This window comes from Cohnella sp. WQ 127256 (genome assembly GCF_024519285.1).
Taxonomy (GTDB): domain Bacteria; phylum Bacillota; class Bacilli; order Paenibacillales; family Paenibacillaceae; genus Cohnella.
In genome coordinates, this window is the sequence record NZ_JAMZCY010000005.1 from 448799 (window position 1) to 469914 (window position 21116).

Genomic DNA, 21116 nt, shown 5'->3' on the forward strand with positions numbered 1-21116 from the left:
ATGGAATCCATATCTAAAGACAAGTTTCAATTGGCTGAGAAAACAACAAACGCGGAAACAATAGTGCGGCCTTCGCTTACTTATTGGCAGGATGCATGGAGGCGTTTGAGAACTAATAAAATGGCGATGACTGGTTTAGTTATTCTAATCCTTTTGAGTGTACTAGCCATATTTGCTCCTATGTTTAGTAAGTTTGATTATGAAACGCAATATTTGAAGGATATCGATCTTAAGCCATCTTGGGCACATTTCTTCGGAACCGATGATTTCGGAAGAGATTTGTGGACCCGTGTGTGGTGGGGAACTCGAATTTCCTTGTTTATTGGTTTAGTAGCGGCGTTGATCGATTTAATCGTTGGTGTTCTCTACGGAGGAATTTCTGCTTACTTTGGCGGTAAAGTGGACAGTGTTATGCAACGGATTATCGAGATCATTTATTCGATTCCATTGCTTCTGCTCGCGATTATTTTAATCGTCTTCTTAGGACCAGGGATGAAGTCGATCATTATCGCTTATGCCTTAACAGGTTGGGTAGGTATGGCTCGTCTCGTAAGGGGGCAATTATTGCTCGTTAAAGAGCAAGAATTTGTTCTCGCTGCTAGGACACTAGGCGCGAAGCCTGCTCGAATTATTCTCCAGCATTTGATTCCTAACGTGATTGGACTTGTCATCGTACAAATTACGTTTATCGTGCCTTCAGCGATTTTCTTCGAGTCCTTCCTGAGCTTCATTGGGGTCGGCATTCGTCCACCAATGGCATCCTTAGGAAATCTGATCAATGATGGTGCGCAGTATATGAGATACCAACCACATCGGATTATTTTTCCGACGATCGTATTTAGTTTGATCTTGCTTAGCTTTAATGTGCTCGGGGATGGTTTGCGAGATGCCCTCGATCCGAAAATGAGAAAATAAGGAGGAGTGCCGAATGGGTAAACCTATACTTGAAGTCAACAATTTACGTGTATCCTTCAAAATGTATGCCGGTGAAGTTCAAGCGGTCCGCGGCGTCTCCTTCACTATAAATAAAGGAGAGGTCCTTGCAATCGTTGGGGAATCAGGTTGTGGTAAATCGGTAACCGCCCAGACGATTATGAGGTTGATTCCGTCTCCACCTAGTTATATTAAAGAAGGCTCTTCCATTTTGTTTGATGGTAAGCACGAAATATCGAAAATGTCGGAAAGACAGATGGAGCAAGTGCGCGGGGCAGAGATGGGGATGATTTTCCAGGATCCAATGACTTCATTGAATCCAACAATGACTGTCGGCGCACAAATTTCTGAAGGGATTCGCAAGCATCAGAAGCTCTCCAAAGATGCGGCATTGAAACGGGCAGCTGAGCTGTTGACGCTTGTTGGGATGTCTAATGCTGACGAGCGAATTCATCAATATCCGCATGAGCTTTCCGGTGGGATGCGTCAACGGGTAATGATTGCTCTATCGCTTGCTTGTAATCCGAAGCTGCTTATTGCCGATGAACCAACAACCGCACTAGATGTAACGATTCAAGCGCAAATTATCGATCTTCTGCGTGACATTCAACAGAAGACCGACACGTCTATCATTTTGATTACACATGATTTGGGCGTTGTCGCTGAGATGGCGCATAAGATTATTGTTATGTATGCAGGCAAAGTAGTGGAGAGAGGTACGTTGAATGATATTTTCTACAATCCTAGACATCCTTACACTTGGGGATTGCTTCGTTCCGTCCCTCGCCTAGATAGTGACAGAAATAACGATCTAGATTCGATACCAGGAACGCCTCCGGATCTATATGCGCCTCCAGTTGGCTGTGCATTCGCGGCTCGTTGCCCTTACGCAATGCAAATTTGCAAAGAGGTTGACCCAGAGCATTTCGAAGTTTCTGCGGATCATAGCTCGGCTTGTTGGCTCTTGCATCCAGATGCTCCCAAGGTAGATATGCCAGTCGGCGTGGGGAGGGGATCACATGGCTGAGGACAATATCTTAGAAGTGAAAAATTTGCAGAAGCATTTTAATCTGAGTGGGGACCGCGTACTAAAAGCTGTAGATGGTCTGAACTTCACGATTAAACGTGGCGAAACCTTTGGTCTGGTTGGTGAATCGGGCTGTGGAAAATCGACAACCGGGAGAACGATTATCCGTCTCTATGAAGCAACGGGTGGTCAAGTTTTGTTTAATGGCGAGGACGTTCAGAAGATGAGTGGAGATGCCCGGAAAAAGTTCTACCGGGATATGCAGATGGTTTTCCAAGATCCCTATGCCTCCCTTAATCCTAGGATGACGGTTGGTAAGATTATTGCTGAAGGTATTGAAATTCATGGGCTATATAGCGGCAATCAGAAGAAAGAACGAGTTAACCAGCTTCTCAGGGATGTAGGCTTGAGTGAAGAGCATGCAGGACGTTTTCCCCATGAATTCTCAGGGGGGCAACGACAACGGATTGGTATCGCACGTGCGTTAGCGATAGAACCGCAATTTATTATTGCGGACGAGCCGATCTCGGCGCTAGACGTTTCCGTTCAAGCTCAAGTGGTTAACCTGTTCAAGAAGCTGCAGAAGGAACGTGGGTTAACCTACTTGTTTATCGCGCATGACTTGGCAATGGTTAAGCATATTTCCGATCGTATCGGGGTTATGTATTTAGGTAAGCTTGTTGAGGTAGCAACCTCTGATAAGCTTAATGCGAAGCCACTGCATCCTTACACGCAATCGCTATTGTCTGCGATTCCGATCCCAGATCCGGATATCCAGAAGCAGCGCAAGCGGATTATTCCGCAAGGCGAAATTCCGAGTCCGCTTAATCCACCGAGCGGCTGTCCATTCCGTACTCGCTGTCCGCATGCTATGCCGGAATGTGCGGCGACAATGCCTCCGTTCAAGGAAGTAGAACCTGGTCATTTCGCAGCTTGTCATTTGCTCTAATGTTTATTTGATTAACGAGAAGGGGGTGTCCCATAAGTAACTCTATGGGACACCCCCTTACCTTTTCTATCGATTATGTTTTTTGAGGGTATGTATCTCCTTCCGGTTGTTGTTGAAATCGTGAAATCTGAATAGGTAAACTCGTAATAAGGAGATTTCACGATTTCAAAGACAAACGCTGTCGCTCCTACAGGAGACACAAAAAGAAACCATCCTTTGGTAAAATGGAAGTGTCTAGCAACCATTAAAAATAGGAGTGGTTTCTTTGTTTATTCAAAAAACCATGGACCAACTTACCCTGCCAATGGATCTTGAAGAGGATATTCCACAAAATCACCTTGTTAGAGTCGTCAATGTTAATTGATACGCTAGAACGAAATAAGTGTTCTGTTGTCACATTATTTCCGGGGGAATGATTCAACGCACAAAGAAAGTGGAACAAAGAAAACCGATTCAATCAAGGAGTGGACACCTGATGAACCGGTTCATTAATAACGCTAAATTTGTTTGGGATAAAGTCGTTCCCGACCGTTCATGTAAGGTCGCAGAGCTTCCGGGATGCGGATCGACCCATCCTCCTGCTGATGATTCTCAAGCAAGGGAATGAGAATACGCGGGCTAGCTACGGCGGTATTATTGAGAGTATGGCAGAACTTTAAGCTGCTGCTAGCATCACGGTAACGGATATTCGAGCGTCGCGATTGGAAATCGTGTAAATTCGACGAAGAGTGGGTTTCTCCATAAGCTTGCCGGCTTGGCATCCAGGTTTCGATGTCGTATTGCTTATACGTTTTCTGCGACATATCACCCGTGCACACAGCCATCACTCGGTAAGGTAGCTCCAAGAGCTGTAGAAGGTGCTCTGCATTACTCGTAATCTCTTGAAGAATGCTCTCCGATAGATCAGGATCTGCCTCACATAGGATAACTTGTTCAACCTTAGAAAATTGATGCACACGATAGAGTCCGTGAACGTCCTTCCCTGTTGAGCCGACCTCGCTTCGGAAGCAGACGGAGGCAGCGGCTAACTTGATTGGCTCATCTACATTGACGACTTCGTTAGAGTAATACGTTACTAGTGGCACCTCCGAGGTGCCGATTAACCACTTATTTTCATCTGCAATCCGATAAGTTTGATCTTCTCCAAGGGGGAAGAAGCCTGTATGGTTTAACGCCTCTGGTCGTGCCATTAACGGAACTTCGAGCAGCGTGAATCCTTTAGCAGTCAGTAGGTCAATCGCAAGCTGCTGGACAGCACGATGCAGCAACACACCTTCACCCTTCAGGTAATAGTTGCGAGTTCCAGCAGCTTTGACTCCACGCGGAATATCAATCATATCGTGCAATTCGCCGAGCTCTAAGTGATCTTTACGGCTATAATCCACTACCTTCGGCACACCCACTCGCTTGAGCTCTACATTATCAATATCGGATTGCCCGATCGGTGTATCCGCAGATACAACATTCGGTACGAGAATCATCAATTCCTCATAGCGACTTTCCGCTTTAGCCAATTCGCCTTCATTAACGAGAAGGCTTTCGTTCACTTGCTTGGCTTGTTGCTTTATTTGCGTAATCCGTTCGATCTGCTCGGTATTCCCATTACGAGCTAACATGCCGATTTGCTGTGAGAGCTTATTTCTTGTTTCCCTAAGACCTTCCGTTTCGGCCAACAGCGATCGTCTTTGCTCATCCCATTCCAACAATTCTGCTATAGATACTTGAATCCGCTTCTGATCGGCTACCCTCTGAACTCTGTCTTGGTGTTGTTTAATCCACTTAATGTCTAACATGTCACCGCGCTCCTTTATAATAAAAATGCAAAAAACGCCCTCGTCTTTATGGGACGAGGAGCGTTTTTTACTCGCGGTGCCACCCAAATTGACCGAACAGACGCGCTGTCCGATCCACTTTAGTTCCGCGATAACGTGCGGCTACGGTAAACTTAGAGAAATCGATAAGCTTATAAAGGCTGTTGATTTCCTTAACGAGAACGCCTCCGAGTTGGATGCTCATCATAGGCATGGTTTCTGCTATTAATTTCACAAAGCATAGCGCATAATCAACACTTAATCAAGCCGGATATTTATTCCACCTGTCATTTGGGCATAATGGAATTGACAGACCCTACTGCATTGGTTTACAGTAGTTCAAACGAATGAAATGATATGTAGCGTTGAAGGGAATCAGTAGCGTTCGTATTCCGTGTTCCAGAAAGCCGGCGGTTGATGCAAGCCGGTACACGAGCAAACGCGAATTACGTCCTGGAGCTTCTTGATCCGAAACCGAGCTGGGTTGATCTAGTGCGGAAGGATAAGACGGCCGTCAGCCGTTAACTGACAAGAGTGGAAAATATGCATAACGCGTATTTTCAATTAGGGTGGTACCGCGATGACTCGTCCCTGTCTATTGACAGAGACGGGTCTTTTTTGATGGTTCAGACTGTATAAGCCCCAGCCGTTCAGGCTTGATTCTCATTAGAATAGAAGGAGAGCGATTAATAATGACCAACAGCAATGCACTTAATCTTAACGTAGACTTAATTGAGGAACTGGAGTACAGAGGATTAGTTCACCAAATGACGAATCGCGAGGGTCTTCTGGAGAAGCTACAACAAGAGCGTGTCGCACTTTATTGTGGATTTGATCCAACTGCAGATAGCCTACACATCGGACATTTGCTCCCGATTCTGATTCTTCGCCATTTTCAGAAGGCAGGACATAACCCAATCGCATTAGTCGGTGGGGGTACTGGAATGATCGGTGATCCGAGTGGACGGTCGACAGAGCGTTCCTTGAATACTTCGGATACCGTTGCACATTGGACGAATCGCTTGAAGGAACAGCTTTCTAGCTTTCTCGACTTTAATGAAGAAGCAAACCATGCGAAGCTAGTGAGCAACTACGACTGGCTCGCTCCACTTGATATCATTTCCTTCCTTCGTGATATCGGCAAACATTTTACTGTTAATTACATGCTTGCTAAGGATTCTGTGGATTCGAGATTGGCGAACGGCATTTCCTTTACGGAATTCAGCTATATGATTTTACAATCCTACGACTTCTACAGACTGCTCACGGATCAGAACTGTACCTTGCAGGTTGGCGGTAGCGATCAATGGGGCAATATTACTGCGGGTCTTGACCTGATCGGTAAAATGGGCGGAGGAAACGCATTCGGTATGACGGTTCCTCTTGTTACGAAGAGTGACGGGAAGAAGTTTGGCAAATCGGAATCTGGCGCGGTGTGGTTAGATCGTAACAAAACGTCTGTTTATGCCTTCTACCAATTCTGGATCAACACAGACGATAACGATGTCATTAAGTTTTTGAAATATTTCACTTTCCTGGACCGTACGCAAATTGCCGAGCTAGAAGCCGAGCTTGCTGAACGTCCTGAGAAACGTGCTGCACAACGCGAGCTAGCTCGCCAAGTAACAAGCCTCGTACACGGCGAGGATGCTGTTGTGAGCGCGGAGAAAATTACGCAAGCATTATTCTCCGGAGATGTCACGCAACTAGACGAATCGGAGCTCGTTGAAGCGTTACAGGATATGCCGACTACAGTGATCACAGGTCAGGAAGAAATTGCCCTGCTGGATCTTCTTATCAAGTCGAAAGCCGCGCCTTCGAAGCGTCAAGGAAGACAGGACATAGAGAGTGGTGCGGTATACGTGAACGGTCAGAGACAGCAGGACGTTGAACACGTATTGACGAAGGAGCAACGTCTTCACGATAAATACATCGTGTTGCGCCGCGGGAAGAAAAATTACTTCTTAGTTAAGTTTGAATAGGATACTATAAATGAGCAAATTCGCTTCCAGTAAACTATAAAGCCAAAAAGAATAGAGACAAAGCGATCTCCTTGTGGTAAAAAGTTGACACCTCAACCGTCTTCACACCAAGGAGAAATCGCTTTGTCTCATTCCGCTTTCATACCCGATCACGCCACGCTGCGAACCTATCTCAATTGGATATTTCAGTTTCTGTTTTTGCTCATTTATAGCTTTATAGCTGCTGCTCGTTTGGGCTGCTTCTGCTCGCTTAGCTGGAATTTAGCCTTCTTTCTTACGGTACTCATTTGGAGAAATCCCTTCCTGCTTTTTGAACACTAAGCTGAAATATTTCTCGTTCTTGAACCCGACCATCTCCGCGATTGGGGCTATTTTGAGCTGCGGGTTAAGCAGCAACAGCTTGGCGTTGTTGATGCGAATGTGACTCAAATATTCTGATAGATTCACACCGAATGTTTGCTTGAACTTTCTCGAGACATATTCCCGGCTGACATGAAAATGATTGGCGATATCGTTTAAGGAAAGATCCTTCTGATAGTTATTTTCAAGATAATCGGTGATTTCACCCATGAGGTTCTGACCGGTCATCTTGAATGACACCAGGATGCGCGCAAGATTAAGCATACAATGTTTCCAATATTCTTGCCATTCCTTCAGGGACAGAATGGATTTATCTGGGTTCGGCATTTCCTTGGTAGCGTTCGCTTGAAGAAGCTTAGACAAGGCATCACCGACGGCGTTTCCGGCAGTTTCCTGCAGGAGACGGGCTTGAAACCGTTCGATATCTCGATTGTATTGCTCCAGCTCATTTGGGGTGACTGATCCGCGCTTCGCCATGGAGAGAATCCAGTCCTCCACGGCTCCTGCTATTAGCTCCTGTTGTCCGCTAAGCGCCGTCAGCTTCCAATGGGATTCGTAATCGGCAAACCGAAGAACCAAAGGAACGGATTCCTGCTTTTCCGATTGATACTTGTCCTCGTGAATAAACGCATTAAGCACAAATAAGTTTCGTGAGCGGATGGCCGCGAGTCCCGCTGCATACAATTGTGGCATTTCTGAAGGGAATGACCCGGTCGGACTGAGTCCGAAATGCATATTGCGATTTAGAGTTCGAAACATCCCCTCATTAATTCGCTTCAGGAGTATCGGGAGATTTGCGAAGTCTTTCCAGACGAGTAGCACGATATCGCTCTGTGTCCCCCAATGCCGGAAAGCGAGACCCCTATCCACCTCTTGTAAATATTCGTTGCAGATGTTCAGTATTGAGAAAATGATGATATCCATATCGTTGCCGAATCTTTGCTGGAGCGTCTTATCGGTTCGGTCGATCTGTAGAAGCGCGAGTCGCACCTTGTCGAGGTCAGGAGGCAGGGATCCTTCAGCCTGAAGCCGGCGGACAGTATGATTCTGAGCGCCCTCGTCTTCGATCAAGCTAGTTAGGTGCTTCTCCGTATAAAAAGGGCGGTACTCATTCACCTGTACGTTTTTCTGAAGCTGAGCTAGCCGCTCCTGTTCCTCTTTGCGCCAGGTGAACATAGCTTTGCTAATTGCAGCGTTAATGATCTTCTCATCAATGGGCTTCAGGATATAATCGATTCCGCGATATAGAACCGTATTTCTTACATATTCAAAATCATCGTGTCCGCTGATCACAATAAATTTGATATTCGGATTATAGTCGTATAGCCATCCCATCAGATCAACGCCGGTGCTAAGTGGCATTAGAATATCCAATAACACGATCTGTGGTCGTTCCCTCCGAATAATGTCCATAGCCTCCAAGCCGTTAGTGGCTTCATCGATTTGCTCAATTCCGTGCTCTTCCCAATGAACGAGCAGGCGGATGGCTTTACGCACGCGGCTCTCGTCATCAACGATTAAAGCTTTCATTTCGATTCACCTTCCATATTCATTATCAGCACAACCCGAAAACCATGCGGGACGAGGTTTTCAACGCTGAATTGCGCATCCTTTCCATAGAACAGCTTTAATCGCGTCTGTACGTTGACAAGGCCAATTCCGCCTTGTGTGGACTCGGCTTCATTCCATTCTCGGGCGTATTCCTGCTCATTGTCAGTTGCTTGGGCTAGAAGCTGCTGTAGGCTTTCCCAATCTGCTATAGACATGCCTTTTCCGTTATCCTCGATCGTTAGCTGAAGTACCGAGGGAGAGACCCAGCGACTTGATAGCTCGATGATTTTGGGATTCCTGAGAGGATCTATACCATGCTTGAAGAAGTTCTCGACCAGCGGTTGCACAATCATCTTCGGTATAGGCACATCGAGTGTCGATTCATCCACATTGTAACGAACATCAAACTGATTTTCATACCGTTCCTTTTGGAGCTGGATGTAATCATTCACATGCTCTAGCTCCGTCCTAAGCTTAACGGGCTTATCCGTGTTGTACATACTGTAACGCATCATTCGGGCAAGGGCCGAGATTAGTGAATATATTTGTTTCATACCATGTTCTAGTGCGAGAGTGCCTATTGTCTGAAGCGTATTGTTCATAAAATGAGGATTGATCTGGGCTTGTAGAGCACGAAGCTGATTCGTGCTATTGGCCAATTTCAATTTGTATTCCCGTAGGATCAGATTGTTGATCGTGTCCATCATGCCGTTAAATCGCTTATACACCAGTCCAATCTCATCTGTGCGGTTCGTGTTGATATCGATCGTGAGATGCCCGGTCTTGATCTGGTTCATATACCATGCGAGCTGCTTAATTGGCTTCGTGATTCGAAAGGAAATGAAAATAATAGCGTTAATAATAAGGACCAGTGATATTGCAACAAGCAGCACATTAATAGCGGCGGCTTGGTTCGTGTCACGGGTCAGGTAGGCGGATGGGATCTGTTTAACAAGAGTCCAGCGGCTAAATGCCGTTTCAATACGTTGATAAATATAGATCTTCTTGTCGGCTTCGTAATTCTTGTTGTCGTCATTCGCTAAGACGCTGTTGTCGAACCACGGCTCATCGAGCGGTTGTCCAATCCGCGCGGTATCGCCCGAGTAGATCACATAACCTTCCTCATCGACCAGATAAAGCCGTTCATGCTGTGCTTGATAGAGCTGATTGGCGATACGCGAAATCGCATTAAGATTTACATCGAATGTGAGAACGCCGATTTCCTTGGACGAAGGAACCTTTAGAATCGATCGATGCAACGTGAGCACCGGTTGCTGCGATCCATTTGAGGGTACTGAGCTGAACCCATAGGAATGAGGGATATGAGGTGGCTCAATGTACAAGCTTCGCTCACTGCTCAAGCTGTTGTTATTGTAAAAGTCAGTGTCACTTAATCTCTTCGGCCTGTTCTGAGTGAGCAAGGTCGCTTGTCGCTTATCGTTCACATAAAGATAGACCTGCTCGATTTCGCTGATCGATAAGGCAATAGATTGCATAGTCGCGGTTTGTTGACCGCTCGCCGAAATATTGTCGAAACCAAATGCGAGACTACGGTAGAAGAAATCATCTGAATAGACTGACAGGGAGGTACGACTCAGCTGCTCTAAATAGTTCTTAATATTCTCGCCACCCTGATAGAGGAGGTTACTGTTCTCGCTTACAGCCCTTTCCTTAAGGGAGTTGGTTGTATAGAAATAGCTGACTAGCATTGTTGCTGTGCTCGGCACGAGAACGGCTAGAATCGTAAGCACGATCAGCTTCGTCCGGATACTGTTCCAGGTCAATTTGCTGCACCTTCCGATCAATATTTTATACCGTTTGGTTCACATCAGTGGGTGTTCCCTGACCTTAAATATAGTCATAATAAAATTAAATACAAGCTTAAGAACGAAATGGAGGACATAGATGAACACCAAAAAAGGGTCGGCGTTCATGCAGCAGCTCGTATACATCGGACCTGTATTTCTGTTCTTTCTGGCTATCATCATCGTTCCGTTCGTCATGGGGATGTACTATTCATTTACGGATTGGAACGGCGTAGCAGGCACAGTGAAATGGGTAGGTTTGGATAACTTTAAGCAGATATTAACCGATGATCCTGCATTTAAGAACTCATTTTGGTTTACGACAAAGTTTACGATTGTGGGTGTCATACTCACCAATGTGGTTGGTTTTTTACTCGCCTACATTTTGACTAGACCGATGAAGGGCCGCAACATTCTACGCACAGTGTTTTTTCTTCCGAATGTAATCGGGGGATTGCTACTCGGCTTTGTCTGGCAATTTATTTTCGTTAAAGGATTTGCTACGATAGGGGATCTGACCGGTATTTCCTTCTTCGAACTGCCTTGGCTCGGCAGCGAAGCGACGGGCTTCTGGGGTATTGTAATTGTGTTCGTCTGGCAATCGTCTGGCTATCTAATGGTTATCTTTATCGCATCCATTTTGAACGTGCCCAAAGAGGTTATGGAGGCGGCCGAGATTGACGGAGCGAGTAAGTTGCAAGTGCTTCGAAGCATAATCCTTCCGCTGATTATGCCGGCTATTACAGTTTGTTTATTTCTTACAATCTCCTGGTCGTTCAAGATGTTCGACCTGAATCTGTCCCTGACCAAGGGCGGACCCTTCCGCTCCACGGAATCGTTAGCACTTAATATTTATGTAGAAGCATTCACGAACAATCGTTATGGGTTGGGAACGGCTAAATCGCTTATCTTCTTCATCTTCGTTGCCATTATTACACTGCTCCAAGTCAAACTGACCAAGAGCAAGGAGGTGGAAGCGTGATGGAAAGAACAGCGACTCGCTCGCTTATCGCTCTGCGGTTAATCGTCCTTGCTCTGATGGGTCTACTCTTCCTTGTTCCGTTCTACTTTTTACTAGTAAACTCGGTCAAGTCGCTCGGTGATATTCTCACGAACGCGGCCGCTTGGCCGGAGGTATTCCATTGGGGTAACTATGAGAAGGCTTGGAAGATTACACGATTCCCGCAAGCGTTATTCAATTCATTTATCATTACGTTAACCAGCATTGTGTTGATCGCTTTGTTCAGTGCGATGGCTGCCTACCGATTGGTTCGAGCGAACACGAGATTGAATCGAATTTTGTTCATGACGTTCGTGGCCGCAATGGTTATCCCGTTTCAGTCGATCATGATTCCTTTGATGCAGGTGGTTAGATTTCTGGGCATCGGCGATAGTATCCCGGGACTTGTGCTCTGCTATTTGGGGCTTGGCGTTCCTCTATCCATCTTCCTACTGCACGGCTTCATTAAGTCGATCCCGCTGGAGATTGAAGAGGCCGCGGTGGTCGATGGGGCCAGTCCTTATGGTGTCTTCTGGAGAATTGTGCTGCCTATGCTGAAGCCCATGCTGGTCACCGTTATCATTCTCAATAGCTTGTGGGTCTGGAATGATTACTTGCTACCTTCTCTTATCCTGCAAAGTCAGGAGCTTCGCACGATTCCAATCGCGACGTTCGCTTTCTTCGGGCAGTATACGAAGCAATGGGACTTGGCACTTCCTACACTTGTTCTAGGAATTACTCCGATTGTGGTGTTCTTTCTGTTCATGCAACGATATATCGTCGAAGGCATCGCGGCCGGTTCTGTTAAAGGCTAAGCTAGCAACACAAGTCTGAATTTCATATTGGTTTTACGTCATTGTTAACATACATTCAAATCAAAACCGGGGGGGATTACAAATGAAAAGAATGAAGCTCGTATCTCTATTACTATCCTTAACAGTTGTTCTATCTGCATGTGGCGGCAACAACAATGAGGGCAGCGGTAGCAACAACAGCGGCAGTACCAAGGAAGCAGGAAGCTCTACGGAAATTAAGACAGTAAAAGTATTGCAATTGAAAACGGAGATCGTGGAAGGTCTTAATGAGCTGAAGGTTGAATTCGAGAAAGAGTACCCGAACATTAAGCTGGAAATCCAAACTGTAGGAAGCGACTACGGAACGACACTGAAGACGAAGTTTGCTTCCGGCGATGAGCCAGATATTTTCACAAACGGCGGTTATACGGACATGATGACTTGGATTGATAAGATGGAAGACTTGTCAGATCAGTCTTGGGTAAAAGATGTAGTACCGATGGCTAAAGAGCCAATGACCTACGAAGGCAAACTATACGGTATGCCAATGAACCTAGAAGGCTTCGGATACATCTATAACAAGGATTTGTTCGCAAAGGCAGGCATTACGGACCTTCCTAAAACGTATTCCCAATTGGAGGAAGCGGCTAAGAAGCTTGAAGCAGCTGGTATTACAGCATTCTCGAACGGTTATCAAGAATGGTGGATTATCGGTAATCAGGGCATTAACCCTCCTTTCGCCCAACAGGACGATCCGGATGCTTTCATTAAGCAGGTTAATGAAGGTGGAATAAACTTGAAGGACAATCAGAAGTTCACGGATTGGGCGAATTTGATTGATCTGACGGTCAAATATGGCCTGAAAAACCCGCTGACTATAGACTATAATACGCAAGTCGCTGAATTCGCAAATGGCAAGGCGGCTATGATGCAACAAGGGAACTGGGCGCAGCTGCAGATTGATGAGATCAACCCTGACTTAAACGTTGGCATTCTACCAATGCCGCTTGGGGAAGATGCAACGGCGAATGATAAGATCAATGTGGGTGTTCCTGCTAGCTTGGTTGTCAACAAGAACTCAAGCGTGAAGGAAGAGGCTAAAATCTTCTTGAATTGGTATGTCACTTCCGATATCGGTAAAGAGTACATCGTTAAGAAATTCAAATTTATCCCGGGCCTATCTACTATCGCTGTTACTGATGAAGACTTGGGCGATGTGGGGGCGGAAATTTGGAAATATATCCAAGAAGGCAAAGTTCAATCGCTTAATGCTCCTAAATTCCCGGATGGTGTTGCGGAGGAGATTGCTTCCGCAGTGCAGGCACACATCGGTGGTAAGCTAGATATCGCTCAAATGTACGACCAGATTAACGCATCATGGAAAAACTTGAGTAAATAATAACGGGAAAGGACCATGCCTCGATCTAGTCGAGGGGGTCCTTTCTGTATATAGGAGTGAACAACAATGAAATTTAGCGATGGCAATTGGTTGATTCAAGGGGACTATAACATTATTAGTCCGATCCAGGTGCACTCTGTTAAACAGCAGAACAATGCTTTAATTGTCTATGCAGCACCGAAGTCCGTTACTGAACGATTATCTCAACTGGACGTTCCGCTTATTACGATTACTTTATTTTCCCCGCGCGATCATATTATTGGGGTCAGAATCGAGCATTTCGCAGGTGGCTATGAGACGGGGCCCAACTTTGAGTTGGAAACAGATCCGAATGCAAAGATCACCACAGAGGATAATGAGCATGAAGCTTCACTGACGAGTGGAAAAGCGAGGGTGACAGTTCGTAAGGGCCAAGAATGGAGTATTGATTTCTATTTTGACGGCAAACGGATTACAGGTAGTGGCCCTAAATCAATTGGCTACATTGAATCGAACAAAGGAGAAACCTTCGTACGTGAGCAATTGGATCTGGGCATCGGAGAATATGTATATGGCTTAGGTGAAAGGTTCACTCCCTTTATCAAAAATGGTCAATCCGTCGACATTTGGAACAATGATGGTGGGACAGGTACACAGCAATCATACAAGAATATTCCATTCTACGTGACGAACAAAGGCTATGGCGTTTTCGTTAATCAGCCTGACCTGGTTTCCTACGAAATCGCTTCGGAGCGGGTGTCCAAGGTGCAATTCAGCATTCCTGGTCAATCGCTGGAGTACTACGTTATTGGTGGACCAGAAATGAAGGACGTACTGGAACGCTATACGGATTTGACCGGTAAGCCGGCACTGCCTCCAGCGTGGTCATTCGGCCTATGGCTTACTACGTCTTTCACGACGAATTATGACGAAGCTACGGTCAATTCTTTCGTAGATGGCATGAGGGAGCGGGATATCCCACTGCACGTCTTTCATTTCGACTGCTTCTGGATGAAGGCATTCCACTGGACGGACTTCGAATGGGACCCAGAGGTTTTCCCTGAGCCGGAGGAGATGCTCAAGCGGTTAAAGCAGAAGGGTCTGCGTATCTGTGTATGGATCAATCCGTATATTAGTCAGCAGTCTCGACTCTTCGATGAAGGTAAAAGTAAAGGTTACTTGATTCGTAAGCCGAATGGTGACGTCTGGCAAACGAATAAATGGCAGCCGGGTATGGGAATTGTAGATTTCACCAACCCAGAAGCGTGCGAATGGTATAGAGGCTATTTGCGCCAGCTGACGGATATCGGTGTGGATTCGTTTAAGACCGATTTTGGCGAGCGCATTCCAACGGACGTGGTCTATCATGATGGCTCCGATCCACACAAAATGCACAATTATTACACGCATCTCTATAATAAACTTGTGTTTGACGTATTAGAAGAAAAGCGTGGTAAAGGAGAAGCGGCTGTGTTCGCTCGCTCGGCCACGGTCGGAGGTCAGAAGTTTCCCGTGCATTGGGGCGGTGATTGCTACGCTCATTATGATTCGATGGCGGAGAGCCTGCGCGGCGGGTTGTCCCTGAGTCTGTCGGGCTTCGGCTTCTGGAGCCATGATATTGGAGGCTTTGAGAACACCTCCTCAGCCGATGTGTACAAGCGGTGGACCGCATTCGGCCTGTTTTCCAGTCACAGCCGTCTTCACGGCAATAATTCGTATCGTGTACCGTGGTTATTTGATGAGGAAGCCGTCGATGTTATGCGTTTCTTCTCACAGTGGAAATGCCGTCTTATGCCTTATCTCTTCCATTCTGCTGTGTCTACAGCGCAGACAGGCGTCCCGACGATGCGTGCGATGGTCCTCGAATTCGGCCAGGACCCGACGAGCGTCCTGCTGGATCGTCAATATATGCTGGGAGAATCCCTGCTGGTAGCGCCCATTTTCAACGAGCAAGGAGAGGTATCCTTCTACTTGCCGGAAGGTCGCTGGACCCATCTATTCACGGGTGAAGTCGTGGAGGGAAGACAGTGGAGAGACGAGCGACATGACTATCTGAGCTTACCTGTTTATGTCCGTCCTAATACGCTGCTCGCTATGGGCAACGATGCAACAAAACCTGATTACGCTTATGCGGAAGGTGTTGAGCTACACGCGTTCGAGCTGGAGGATGGCTTAGATGTAACGGCAAATGTACCTACCCTAACAGGGGAAACAGCGTTGACTGTAACGGTAAAACGGGAAGGCTCGATTGTAAGCGTGAAAGCGGACAAAGTAGGCAGCTGGAGCGTCGTGCTTCGAGGTGTTAAGTCCTTTGTATCTGTGGACGGTGCTAGTGTGGAGGAGACAGAATTCGGTCTCCGTTGTACGCCTGAGGACAGTGTAGCTTCGTTCTCGATTACAATTAATTAAATTAAACTTGCTAAGCTGGCATTGCCAAGAGTTCGTCCTATAGTTATGTCTCTGGCAAAGTGATTAACGTTGTCCGAAGTCCCGAATAATGGGGGCTTTGGACAGCGTTTTTGTTTGCGGCTTTTTCGAAGATTAACACACCAATTCCGAATGAATAATTCCTGCGTATAACCCGAAATTCAATTGATCATCCATGTCATCACCATCTTGAATTAATTGTTAGCCTGTTGCCGTGCACGCAAAGCTCGAGTCGCCCAAATACAGGTCATGAACATTAACACTCCTGATAAAATAAACAATCCCTCAATGCCGATAAGACCTGATAACGCCCCACCCATAATCGGTCCCATCATATTGCCGAGGCTCAGAGCACTGCTATTAAAGCCGAAGGCACGACTTTCCAGACCGTCTGGCGTATACCGCCGTACAAGTGAGTTGACGGTCGGAATTAAGCCTCCCATGAAGCACCCGAGCAGAAAACGGAAAATAAGCAATTGACTTACCGACCCGACAAAAGCCTGTGGAATGAGCATGATAGCTGCTCCAGCAAGCGATACTAAGAGAATGCGTATTGAACCAATGCGATCGCTTAATCGACCGAGCAGGGGAGCGCAGATCATATTGGAAATCCCCGTTACAGATCCGACGAAGCCAGCATAGAAGGCCAGATTCTCAGATGTACCATGTAATTCCTGAACATACAACGGAATCAGCGGCATCGGGCTCAACATCGCGAATTGAATGAGGAAGGTTACAGTAAGTAGCACCGGTAGCTGCCGAATGACCATTAGCTCACGAAAGCCTTTGAGCACACTCATCTGTTTCTTAAGGGCGGCTGCCGTACGATCGAAATTCTCACGAACCAACAACCAAGAGATGACCGAAGCCAAGAAAAGCAGCGCACCTGTAATATAGAAAATTGGACGGAATCCGAAGGTGTCTGCAAGTAATCCACCGATAAATGGACCAAGGATAGCCCCAGCTGTACCTCCAGATTGCAAAGTCCCCATGGCGAAGCCCATCCGATCCTTTGGCGTTGAGACGGACACAAGGGAGACAGCGGCCGGTGTATATCCGGATATGACACCGTTTAACATCCTTAGAGCGAGCAAATGCCAAGGGGTTGTGGCAAAGCCCATTAATACCATAACGATGGACATTCCGAAGCCGGATCGTAGTAGCATCATTTTACGACCGTATTTATCTGAGAGCTTGGCCCACAGAGGCTGAAACAGGAATGAGGTAACAAAATTCGCAGCAAAAATAAATCCCGCCCACACCCCAATTTCATGCTTATCCGTTAAGCCTAGATCCTGTTGCAAATAGAGGGAAAGGAAGGGAATGATCATCGTCATGCCCGCCATAACTAAGAAATTACCGCTCATTAATACGATCAGATTAATTTTCCAACGTTGCATCGGTTGCTCCTTTGTCTGCCATTCTTATGTCTAATTAGTATATCACAATCGATAAGAACGCCTTAATCGATGGATTATTTGATCATTGTCAAACTATTGTCATACTCCAGAGGGACTGTGAGGTTGTTCAAGTGAGCTAAAAGGGGCATAATGGAAGCAAAGACAGCCAATTACTTAGATAAATGAGGCAAACCTAATGATTAAAAATGATCAGTTTTTGCGTGCTTGTCGAGGAGAGTCCGTAGAACGAGTACCTGTGTGGTATATGCGCCAAGCCGGACGGTACGATCCTGATTATCGTAAAATAAAAGAGAAGTATTCGTTACTTGAAATTTGTAAGCAACCAGAGCTTGCGGCCGAAGTAACCTTAATGCCGATACATAAGCTTGGAGTAGATGCAGCGATTCTCTATTCCGACATCATGAATCCCGTTGCTTCAATAGGTATCGATTTCGATATTGTGAAGGATGTCGGGCCAGTTATTCATAATCCAATTAGAAGTGCAAGTGACGTGGAACGCCTTAAGCCAATTGATGTAGAGAGTGATTTGTCTCATGTTTTAGAAACGATTAGGATATTGGATCGTGAGCTTGAGGTTCCGCTTATCACATTTGCTGGCGCACCGTTTACGCTTGCCAGCTACTTGATCGAAGGACGTCCGTCCAAATCTTATATTCGGACGAAGACGCTCATGTATAGCGAGCCAAAGATTTGGCACAGCTTAATGGGCAAGCTAGCGGATATGGTTGCAACATACTTAAGAGCGCACATTAAAAACGGAGCCAAAGCCGTACAGCTATTTGATAGCTGGGTGGGTACTCTTGCGCCTCATGACTTCAAGGAATTCGTACTTCCTCATGTGGAGCATATTTTCGCGAGCTTGTCCGACCTGGACACTCCGAAGATTTATTTCCCGGGTGTGAGCTCAGGGGAATTGTTACCGCATCTAGGTAGCTTGCAGACAAACGTCATTGGACTGGATTGGCGCGTTTCAATATCAGAAGGTAGACGTCGTTTGGGAGGCAAATTTGCCGTCCAAGGAAATCTCGACCCTTATGTCCTGAACGCACCGACATCTGTCATTCATGAGCATGCACGTAGAATACTTGATGAAGGCATGATGGAGCCTGGGTTTATTTTTAACTTAGGACACGGTTTGTACCCAGAAGCATCACTGGAAAAACTAAGGGAGTTAACCGATTTCATTCATGCTTATAGTGAGCAGAAGATTGCGGCAGGGGTGACCTTATGAATAAGGTAGGAAGCAAAGCAATAGGTGTTCTTGTGATGTCCTATGGAACACCAGACAGTCTAGACGGAATAGAAGCGTATTACACACATATTCGTAGAGGTCATCCACCTACAGCAGAGCAACTGAAGGACCTTACGGATCGTTACAATACAATCGTGGGTGGCGTGTTTCCGTTACGTGAAAATACAAATGGTCAAGTCGAGGCGTTGCAGCACACGCTTGATCAATTGGCAGGCAAGGGAGCATACGTTTGTTATCAAGGCTTGAAGCATGCGGCTCCTTTCATTGAAGATGGAGTGGCGGCGATGGCATCAGACGGCATTACTGAGGCGATCGGAATCGTGCTCACGCCTCAATATTCCGCTATGAGCGTCGGAGGTTATATGAAACGCGCTCAAGAGGAAGCCGATAAACAAGGGATCGTATTCAAAGGGGTTCAGGAATATCATCTTCATCCTGAGCTAATTGATGCGTTGAGCAAGCGAGTGACTGAAGCATTAGATCGTTTCGGCGAGCAACGTGCAGACACGTTAGTATTGTTCAGTGCTCACAGCCTTCCCGCAAAGATCCTGGAAATGAACGATCCATACGCGGATCAATTATTGGCTACATCAGCTGCGATTGCTAAGGCGGCAGGTGTAGATAAATGGCAATTCACGTGGCAAAGTGCCGGTCAGACGGGACAGCCTTGGCTTGGACCTGACATTCTAGAGACACTTGGGAATCTTAAAGCCGAGGGTGTAAATTCGGTTCTAGTAACGCCTGTTGGATTTGTCTCGGATCATCTAGAGGTTCTCTATGACATAGATATCGAGGCGAAGAAATTTGCCGATGAGCGAGGCATTCACTTGGCAAGAATTCGTATGTTGAACGATGATCCTCAGTATATGGCTGCATTGGCAGATTCGGTTATGGGTGTGAGGAACGGGAGGACGAATGTATGACAGAGCAAATTCGCCAAGTGGCGGTGCTAGGCGGCGGTATTACCGGGCTTAGCGCCGCTTTTTATTTATTGAAGCAAGCCAAGGAAAGTGGAGAAAAGGTTGCAGTAACGGTTTTCGAAGGCTCTGATCGACTAGGTGGCAGAGTGAATACTTTGCGCCGAGATGGATTCGTCATCGAACGAGGACCCGACTCCTTCTTAGGGCGTAAGCTACCTATGATCGAATTAGCACGCGAGCTTGGCATCGATGGGGAGCTTACAGGGACAAATCCAGAAGCGAAAAAAACGTATATTTCGATGGATGGGAAGCTTCATCCGATGCCGGAAGGGCTCACGTTGGGTATCCCCTCCGATCAGGAGAAGTTTGGTAAGACGGAATTAGTGTCTGAGGAAGGTAAGCTCCGTGCGCTAGAGGATCTAATTATCTCCTCAGAAGAAGATGCGGGTGATGAGTCTGTTGGAGCATTTCTTGAGCGTCGAATGGGTAAAGAAATGGTGGAGCGCATATTTGAACCGTTACTTGCAGGTATTCATGCCGGTGATTTGTACCGACTTGGCTTGCAGGCCACATTTCCTCAGTTCAAGCAGATGGTGAGAGAGCACGGAAGCTTAATTGCTGGGACTCAAGCGACTCAGCAAGCAGCCGCAGCTAAAGCGAAGGAAAATCCGATTTCAAATGTTAATACAGCTGCCTTGAATGCGAATCAATTACCATCCACTGTCTTTATGACATTTCGGAACGGTTTGTCTACCCTTATTGAAGCATTAGAGTCGCGTCTAATAGCCGAAGAGTGCACGATAAGAGTAGGGGCGCAGGTAGAGACTATCGAACGAGTTTCAGGAGAAGATGCTAAAGCAAAGGAGTCCTATCGACTCGAGCTAGCTGATGGAACGTTAGTTGCTGTAGATGACGTACTGATCACTCTACCTGCCTATACAACAGCACAATTGCTTGCACCCCACATGGATGTAAGTGCGTTAACGAACATTCGATATGTCTCCGTTGCGAACATTGTCCTTGCTTACGATGAGGTCGGATTTAACCATGAGCTTAACGGTTCTGGATTTCTCGTACCTAAAGGTGAGCACAGGCATATTACAGCGAGTACGTGGACATCGTCCAAATGGCTTCATACAGCACCTAAAGGCAAAAGATTAATTCGTTGCTATGTCGGTCGCGCAGGGGACGAGCGAGGTGTTGAATTGAGCGATGAAGTATTGGCTGGGGTCGTTCAACGTGACTTGTATGATCTCATGGGCTTGACAGCGACTCCAATATTTGTTGAAATAACTAGACTTCGTCACTCTATGCCGCAATATCCAATAGGACATATAGATGCGATAGCATCATTCCGAGAAAACATGAAAGATGAGCTTCCCGGCGTTCTAACTACTGGAGCAGCTTTCGAAGGTGTTGGCTTACCGGATTGCATTGCTCAAGGGAAGCAAGCAGCAGAAGCTTTGCTAGCGAATCGTTAACCAATTAGCAGGGAGCTACATCTTA

The 21116-nt window shown here is 46.4% G+C and carries 16 protein-coding genes and 1 other annotated feature; of the genes, 11 read left to right on the forward strand and 5 right to left on the reverse strand.

The features are described 5' to 3' along the window. From M1K58_RS17045 to M1K58_RS17055, 3 genes are read left to right on the forward strand one after another with little or no spacing between them, the layout of a single operon-like run. Positions 1–915 carry an ABC transporter permease gene (locus tag M1K58_RS17045; protein ID WP_256760042.1) on the forward strand — a complete coding sequence of 305 codons (915 nt, stop codon included), beginning with the start codon at positions 1–3 and terminating at the stop codon, positions 913–915. Between the two features lie 13 nt (positions 916–928). After that, positions 929–1960, forward strand: coding sequence for an ABC transporter ATP-binding protein (locus M1K58_RS17050; protein ID WP_256760043.1), 1032 nt, complete (start codon positions 929–931; stop codon positions 1958–1960). Continuing rightward, entirely contained in the window at positions 1953–2909 is a 957-nt protein-coding gene (locus tag M1K58_RS17055; protein WP_256760044.1) for an ABC transporter ATP-binding protein, read from the forward strand. The genes M1K58_RS17050 and M1K58_RS17055 overlap by 8 nt, the downstream gene beginning before the upstream one ends. A gap of 497 nt (positions 2910–3406) precedes the next feature. Here the strand turns inward: M1K58_RS17055 and serS are convergent, their stop codons facing one another. Both serS and M1K58_RS17065 read right to left on the reverse strand, forming a co-directional pair. Next, positions 3407–4702, reverse strand: a complete 1296-nt coding sequence (gene serS / locus M1K58_RS17060; RefSeq protein WP_256760045.1) for a serine--tRNA ligase — start codon at positions 4700–4702, stop codon at positions 3407–3409. A 67-nt stretch (positions 4703–4769) separates the two neighbouring features. After that, the gene (locus tag M1K58_RS17065; protein ID WP_256760046.1) at positions 4770–4928 is read right to left on the reverse strand and encodes a hypothetical protein; all 159 of its coding nucleotides are present in this window, start codon (positions 4926–4928) and stop codon (positions 4770–4772) included. A gap of 148 nt (positions 4929–5076) precedes the next feature. Further along, positions 5077–5316: a binding site (T-box leader), on the forward strand. Between the two features lie 96 nt (positions 5317–5412). Between M1K58_RS17065 and tyrS the strand changes: the two genes are divergently transcribed. Beyond that, the gene (tyrS, locus tag M1K58_RS17070) at positions 5413–6702 is read left to right on the forward strand and encodes a tyrosine--tRNA ligase (RefSeq protein ID WP_256760047.1); all 1290 of its coding nucleotides are present in this window, start codon (positions 5413–5415) and stop codon (positions 6700–6702) included. A 261-nt stretch (positions 6703–6963) separates the two neighbouring features. Here tyrS and M1K58_RS17075 read toward each other — a convergent pair whose 3' ends face one another. Both M1K58_RS17075 and M1K58_RS17080 read right to left on the reverse strand, forming a co-directional pair. Continuing rightward, positions 6964–8592 (reverse strand): response regulator transcription factor, encoded by a 1629-nt coding sequence (locus M1K58_RS17075; RefSeq protein ID WP_256760048.1) that lies wholly within the window; start codon positions 8590–8592, stop codon positions 6964–6966. Continuing rightward, a complete protein-coding gene (locus tag M1K58_RS17080; RefSeq protein WP_256760049.1) occupies positions 8589–10397 on the reverse strand; it encodes a sensor histidine kinase in 1809 nt (602 codons plus the stop codon). The genes M1K58_RS17075 and M1K58_RS17080 overlap by 4 nt, the downstream gene beginning before the upstream one ends. A 121-nt stretch (positions 10398–10518) precedes the next feature. On the opposite strand from M1K58_RS17080, the gene M1K58_RS17085 reads away from it, so the two are divergent. The 4 genes from M1K58_RS17085 (at position 10519) to yicI (ending at position 15999) form a co-directional block, all read left to right on the forward strand. Then, positions 10519–11400, forward strand: a complete 882-nt coding sequence (locus tag M1K58_RS17085) for a carbohydrate ABC transporter permease (protein WP_256760050.1) — start codon at positions 10519–10521, stop codon at positions 11398–11400. Continuing rightward, positions 11400–12233 (forward strand): carbohydrate ABC transporter permease, encoded by an 834-nt coding sequence (locus tag M1K58_RS17090; protein ID WP_256760336.1) that lies wholly within the window; start codon positions 11400–11402, stop codon positions 12231–12233. Before M1K58_RS17085 ends, M1K58_RS17090 begins: the two co-directional genes overlap by 1 nt. Positions 12234–12315: 82 nt before the next feature. Further along, positions 12316–13611, forward strand: a complete 1296-nt coding sequence (locus tag M1K58_RS17095) for an ABC transporter substrate-binding protein (RefSeq protein WP_256760051.1) — start codon at positions 12316–12318, stop codon at positions 13609–13611. 66 nt (positions 13612–13677) lie between these two features. Further along, entirely contained in the window at positions 13678–15999 is a 2322-nt protein-coding gene (yicI, locus tag M1K58_RS17100) for an alpha-xylosidase (RefSeq protein WP_256760052.1), read from the forward strand. Between the two features lie 212 nt (positions 16000–16211). Here yicI and M1K58_RS17105 read toward each other — a convergent pair whose 3' ends face one another. Next, positions 16212–17417 (reverse strand): MFS transporter, encoded by a 1206-nt coding sequence (locus M1K58_RS17105; protein ID WP_256760053.1) that lies wholly within the window; start codon positions 17415–17417, stop codon positions 16212–16214. A gap of 196 nt (positions 17418–17613) precedes the next feature. On the opposite strand from M1K58_RS17105, the gene hemE reads away from it, so the two are divergent. The 3 genes from hemE to hemG are packed head-to-tail and all read left to right on the forward strand — an operon-like array spanning position 17614 to position 21091. After that, positions 17614–18669 (forward strand): uroporphyrinogen decarboxylase, encoded by a 1056-nt coding sequence (gene hemE, locus M1K58_RS17110; RefSeq protein WP_256760054.1) that lies wholly within the window; start codon positions 17614–17616, stop codon positions 18667–18669. Beyond that, positions 18666–19613, forward strand: coding sequence for a ferrochelatase (hemH, locus tag M1K58_RS17115; protein ID WP_256760055.1), 948 nt, complete (start codon positions 18666–18668; stop codon positions 19611–19613). The genes hemE and hemH overlap by 4 nt, the downstream gene beginning before the upstream one ends. After that, positions 19610–21091: a protoporphyrinogen oxidase gene (gene hemG / locus M1K58_RS17120; RefSeq protein WP_256760056.1), complete on the forward strand. Its 1482-nt coding sequence runs from the start codon at positions 19610–19612 to the stop codon at positions 21089–21091. Before hemH ends, hemG begins: the two co-directional genes overlap by 4 nt. The last annotated feature ends 25 nt before the right edge of the window (positions 21092–21116 follow it).